The organism is Streptomyces sp. SID10853, from assembly GCF_010548145.1.
Lineage (GTDB): Bacteria > Actinomycetota > Actinomycetes > Streptomycetales > Streptomycetaceae > Streptomyces.
On record NZ_JAAGLN010000347.1, the window covers coordinates 1 to 5,408 of the forward strand.

General features: G+C 72.4%; 4 protein-coding genes. All 4 read left to right on the top strand.

Annotation, left to right across the window (positions count from 1 at the left end):
* Positions 1 to 322: 322 nt before the first annotated feature.
* A complete protein-coding gene (locus G3I19_RS34250; RefSeq protein WP_164267599.1) occupies positions 323 to 1,105 on the top strand; it encodes an ATP-binding cassette domain-containing protein in 783 nt (260 codons plus the stop codon).
* Positions 1,077 to 3,161, top strand: coding sequence for a YhgE/Pip domain-containing protein (locus G3I19_RS34255; RefSeq protein ID WP_164267600.1), 2,085 nt, complete (start codon positions 1,077 to 1,079; stop codon positions 3,159 to 3,161). The genes G3I19_RS34250 and G3I19_RS34255 overlap by 29 nt, the downstream gene beginning before the upstream one ends.
* 43 nt (positions 3,162 to 3,204) lie before the next feature.
* On the top strand, positions 3,205 to 3,810 hold the full coding sequence (locus G3I19_RS34260) for a TetR/AcrR family transcriptional regulator (RefSeq protein WP_164267601.1): 606 nt from the start codon (positions 3,205 to 3,207) through the stop codon (positions 3,808 to 3,810).
* 405 nt (positions 3,811 to 4,215) lie between these two features.
* Positions 4,216 to 5,408 (top strand): NAD(P)/FAD-dependent oxidoreductase (locus G3I19_RS34265; RefSeq protein ID WP_164267602.1); only part of this gene is annotated, 1,193 nt, incomplete at its 3' end.

The window sequence follows — 5,408 nt, forward strand, 5'->3', positions numbered from 1 at the left end:
GGTCCGGCGTGCGACGGGATGGATGTCGTGCGCGGGGGCGGCGGAGGGGGCGGGCGCCGGGGCCGGCGCAGGGACGGGCGCGGGGGCGGGCGCAGGGACAACCGAGGGGGCAGGGGCGGTGACACGGGGCCGGTGCGCTGGTGCGGCGTTCGAGCTGGCCATGACGGAACCTCCTGTCGTCGTGTGACGGCACTGTGGCCGTCTGTGTCCATCCTGCGGGCCACCACTGACAATCGGCGCTGACCTGGGCCTTTGCGAGGACCGCCGAGTACGGCGTACTTTTTTGTACTGACCGGTCAGTACAGGAGCAGGGGAGGGTGTCGTGGACAGCCCGCACGGGGCAGCTGTCAGAGCGGAGCATCTGGGGCTCAGGGGCCCGCACGGCTGGGCGTTCCGCGGTGTGAGTGTCGACGCGGAACCGGGCGCGCTCATCGCGGTCGACGGCCCGTCAGGATCCGGCCGCACCTGTCTGCTCCTCGCCCTGACGGGCCGGATGCGCACGAGCGAGGGCCATGCCGAGGTCGCCGGGCTCCCGCTGCCCAGGAAGTCGGCCGAGGTCCGCCGGATCAGCGCGCTCGGCCCGGTTCCCGGGGTCAGCGAGCTCGACCCGGCGCTCACCGTCGACGAGCATCTGCGTGAGCGAGCCCTGCTGCAGCGGCGCTACAGCGGTTCGCTCCGCGCCCTGCTGCGCCCCCGCTCCGAGCGTGCGGCGGCGGCCCGTGCTCGTATCGAGGCGGCGTCGGCGGCCGCCGGGCTCGATCTCACCGCGCTGCCCAAGAAGGGCCGGACCTCCGTGCGGGATCTGGAGCGTCTCGAAGCGTTGCGGCTCTCGGTGGCGCTCGGCCTGATGGGCGGTCCGCGGCTGCTCGCCGTGGACGACGCGGACCTCAAGCTCTCCGGCCCCGAACGCGACGAGGTCTGGGAGCTGCTCCGGTCCGTCGCCGCGAGCGGTGTCACCACGCTCGCCGTCTGCGCCGGCGCTCCCGACGGCGTGCTCACCGTCTCCACCCGGCGGGCCGCCCCGAAGGAGACCACGAAGACAAAGGAAACAACGGAGACAGAGGAAGGGGCAGCCGATGCGCTCGCCGAGACTGGCCGCCCTTGAGCTGAAGCGGTTCGGCAGGGGAAGGCTCCCCCGCGCCGCGCTCGTCGCGCTCCTGCTGCTCCCCCTGCTCTACGGCGCGCTGTACCTCTGGTCGTTCTGGGATCCGTACGGACGGCTCGACCGGATACCCGTCGCCCTGGTCAATGACGACCGGGGCGCCGAAGCCGCCGGTACGAAGGTCCGGGCGGGCGACGACATCACCGAGGGGCTGCGCGACAGCAAGGTCTTCGACTGGCACGAGACCAGCGCAGCCGAAGCCCGCAAGGGCGTCGAGGACGGGACGTACTACCTGTCGCTGACCATGCCGGCCGACTTCAGCAGCCGGGTCGCGTCCAGTTCGGGCGACTCCCCCGAGACCGGCGCCCTCCAGGTCCGGACGAACGACGCCAACAACTACATCGTCGGACAGCTCTCCCGGACGGTGTTCTCCGAGGTCAGGTCCTCGGCATCGACGCACGCGTCCCGCACGTTCCTGGACCGCATCTACGTCTCCTTCGCGAGCCTGCACGACCAGACGGCGAAGGCGGCTGACGGCGCGTCCGACCTCACCACCGGGCTCGGCAAGGCGCGGAAGGGCTCCAAGGACCTCGCGGACGGGCTGAAGGACGCCAAGGCCGGCAGCGGCAAGCTGGCCGGCGGCATCAAGAAGCTCGACAAGGGCTCGGCAGGTCTGCAGTCCGGATCGAAGCAGGTCGCCGCGGGCACCCGGACCCTCGCGAACCAGGTGAACGGCGCCGCGAGCGCCGTCCGCCCCTTCCTCAAGGACCACGGCAAGGCCATCGGTGACGGGGCGCGGCTGGTCTCCGACACCACCCAGGTCGTACGGGACCACCTCGCCACCCTGGTGAAGGCCGCCCCGGTGGCGGCGGAGGGCGCCGCCAGCGCCTCCACCGACCTCAGCAGCGTCTACCGGGCGCGCTGCCAGGACCTGCCCGTCCCCGATCCGGCCTGCCCCCAGCTGAAGAAGGCCAAGGAGGCGGCAGCCGACACGGCGAGGATCGCGGGCGACGTCAACGGCCTCGTACAGCAGCAGAACGGCGATCTGCGGAAGCTCGACGGACAGCTCGCGACGCTCCAGAAGCAGGCGGACAGCCTGGCGCGGAACGCCCCGCACCTCTCCGGCGACCTGGACACGGCCGTGCGCAAGGTCAACGAACTGGACAGCGGCGCACACCGGGTCGCGAGCGGCGCCGCACGGCTGCACTCCGGGCTCTCGACCGCCAGGACAGGCGCCACCTCGCTGCACACCGGCGTCGGGAAGGCGAACACCGGCGCGCACACCCTGCACAGCGGGATCGTCAAGCTCTCCGACGGCGCGGGCACCCTGGCCACCGGTCTGCACGACGGGGTGTCCAAGATCCCCGACTACGACAAGCAGGACCGGGACCGGCGCACCTCGGTGATGGCCGATCCGGTGCAGCTGGCCGCCAAGTCGCTCCACCGGGCGCCCAATTACGGGACCGGCTTCGCCCCGTACTTCATCCCGCTCTCGCTCTGGGTCGGTGCGATGGTCGCGTACATGCTCATCCAGCCGCTCAGCAGGCGCGCGCTGGCCGCGGGCGCCTCGGCGTGGCGGATCACCTTCGCCGGCTGGCTCCCGGTGGCCGCGATCGGGGTGCTCCAGACGGCCGCGCTGATGGCCGTACTGCACTGGGCGATCGGCCTCCAGCTGGCCCGCGCCGCCGGGACCCTGGGCTTTCTGGCCCTGGTGACCTGCTGCTTCGCCGCGATCGTGCAGTGGCTCAACGCCCGCTTCGGCGCGGCCGGGCGGATCCTGGTGCTGGCGCTGCTGATGCTCCAGCTGACCTCGGCCGGCGGCACCTATCCGGTGCAGACGAGCCCGGCGTTCTTCAACGCCATCCACCCGTATCTGCCGATGAGTTACGTGGTCGAGGGGTTGCGCAGACTCATCACGGGCGGCGGCCTCGCGCCGGTGTGGACCGGCTCGGCCGTGCTGGTCGGTTTCACCGCGGGTGCGCTGGCGCTGACCGCCCTCTCGGCGCGGAGCAAGCAGGTGTGGACCATGGAACGGCTGCATCCGGAGCTGAGCCTGTGAGCGAAATGGCCTGTACGGGAGGTGGCCTGTGAGAATCGGGGGCATGGACACCAGCACCAGACGGCAGGCCACCCGGCAGAAGCTGTACGAGGCAGCTGTCACTCTCATCGCCGAGAAGGGCTTCTCCGCCACCACGGTGGAGGAGATCGCCGAGCGCGCGGGGGTCGCCAAGGGCACGGTCTACTACAACTTCGCGAGCAAGACCGTGCTCTTCGAGGAGCTGCTGCGGCACGGGGTCGGGCTCCTCACCGCCGCGCTCCGGACAGCGGCCGACACGACGGCGGAGCGCGGCGGCAGCAAGGTCGAGGCGCTGGACGCCATGATCAGGGCCGGCCTCGGCTTCATCGACGCCTATCCGGCCTTCACTCAGCTGTACGTGGCCGAGCTGTGGCGCACCAACAGGGCGTGGCAGTCGACCCTGCTCGTGGTACGCCAGGAGGCCGTGGCCGTCGTCGAGACCGTGCTGCGCGAGGCCGTCGAAGGGGGCGAGCTGAGCGAGGAGATCGACATCCCGCTGACGGCTGCCGCCCTGGTCGGCATGGTCCTGGTGGCGGCGCTCGACTGGCAGGCGTTCCAGCCCGGGCGGTCGATCGACGAGGTGCACGCGGCGCTCTCGCGTCTGCTGCACGGCCGCGTCAGCGGGCGCTGACGGCTGAGAGGCTGAGGGCTGAGAGGGCCAGAGCGGAGAAAGAGCGGCGGCGAAGAGCGGCAACGAAAGGGTGGCGGAGGAGGAGCGGCGGCGAAGGAGCGAGCGGGAAAGAAAGAGCGCCGCCAGGCCCGGCCCGGTCTCCCGAGCCGTCGCCGGACGGCGCTTCCCCCGTACTCCCCCGCTGTACTCCCCCGTACATCCCGTACTCGTCAGGGGAGCCGCGCCGTTTCCGCCGCCCCGTGTCGGCGGTGCCGGCGCCGCGCCCCTTCCGTGCTCCACACTCTGCCGTCCTCGCAGGTCGGGGCCCATCCGCGTAACTACTCATCTCCGCTTCTAGGTACGGATACTCAGACCTGTGTGCGCCACCCCAGCAGGGGCGCACGGGGCCCCGATAAAGTTCCTGCCATGGCACGGATTGCGGTGATCGGCGCCGGGATGGGCGCCATGGCGGCTGCCGCCCGGCTGGCTGTGGCAGGCCACCGGGTGACGGTGTACGAACGTACGGCGACCCACGGCGGGGCGGTGGGCCGCTTCGCACGCGACGGCTTCGCCTTCGACACCGGGCCCGGGCTGCTCCAGCTGCCCGCCGTCTACCGCGACTTGTTCGTGAAGACGGGCCGTGACCCGCTGGAGCAGTGCGTCGAGCTGGTCCAGGTGGATCCGGCGGCCCGCCATCTCTTCGACGACGGGACCCGCGTCCTGCTGCCGAACGCCTCGCGCGCCGGGGCCGTGGCGGCCCTGGAGGCGGCACTGGGCGGCGGCGCGGGCGCCCGCTGGGGTGCGTTCCTCGACCGGGCGCGGGAGACGTGGGACAGCACCAGGCGCCCGCTCCTGGAAGAGCCGCTGCCCGCCGATCCGGCCCCGCTGGGCCTCGATCCTTACCCGGCGCTCAGAACGGGGCTGCTGCGGCGCAGCGCGACCACGCTCGGCGAGATCGGCAGCAGGGAGCTGCGGGACCCGCGGCTGGCGGCCCTGCTGGCGAGCTACGCCGTGTCCTACGGTTTCGATCCGCTGACGGCCCCGGCGTCGGCCGCCGTCCTGCCGTACATGGAGCAGACGTTCGGCAACTGGTATGTACGCGGTGGGATGCGGGCGCTGGCGGACGCGGTGTACGAGCGGTGCCTGGCACGGAAGGTCGAGTTCGTGTTCTCCGCCGAGGTCACGGACGTACGGGAGAAGGACGGCAGGGCCTGCGGTCTGGAGCTGGCCGACGGGAGCGGCGTCGACGCCGACCATGTGGTCGCGGGTGCCCCGCTGCCGTCCGCCCACGGGCCGCACCGCGCGTCGGGCACGCGGAGCGGCCGGTTCGTGGTCTGTCTGGCGCTGCGCGGGGACCGGGAGGCGGACGCCGTCCACCGCACCGTGGTGCACCGCGCGGAGCGCGATCTGCCGATGGTGACGGTGGGGCGCCCGGACGATCCGGCGCTGGTCCCGGGCCCCGGCCACGAGGCCGTCACGCTGACGGTCACGGTCCCGGTCACCGGCCGGGACGTCGCAGGGTCCGAGGACTGGGCCACCGGCGACCGGGCCGGAGCGTTCGCCGACCGGGTCGTGGCAGCGGCGGAGTCCGCCGTGCCCGGGCTGCGCGAGCGGGTGCT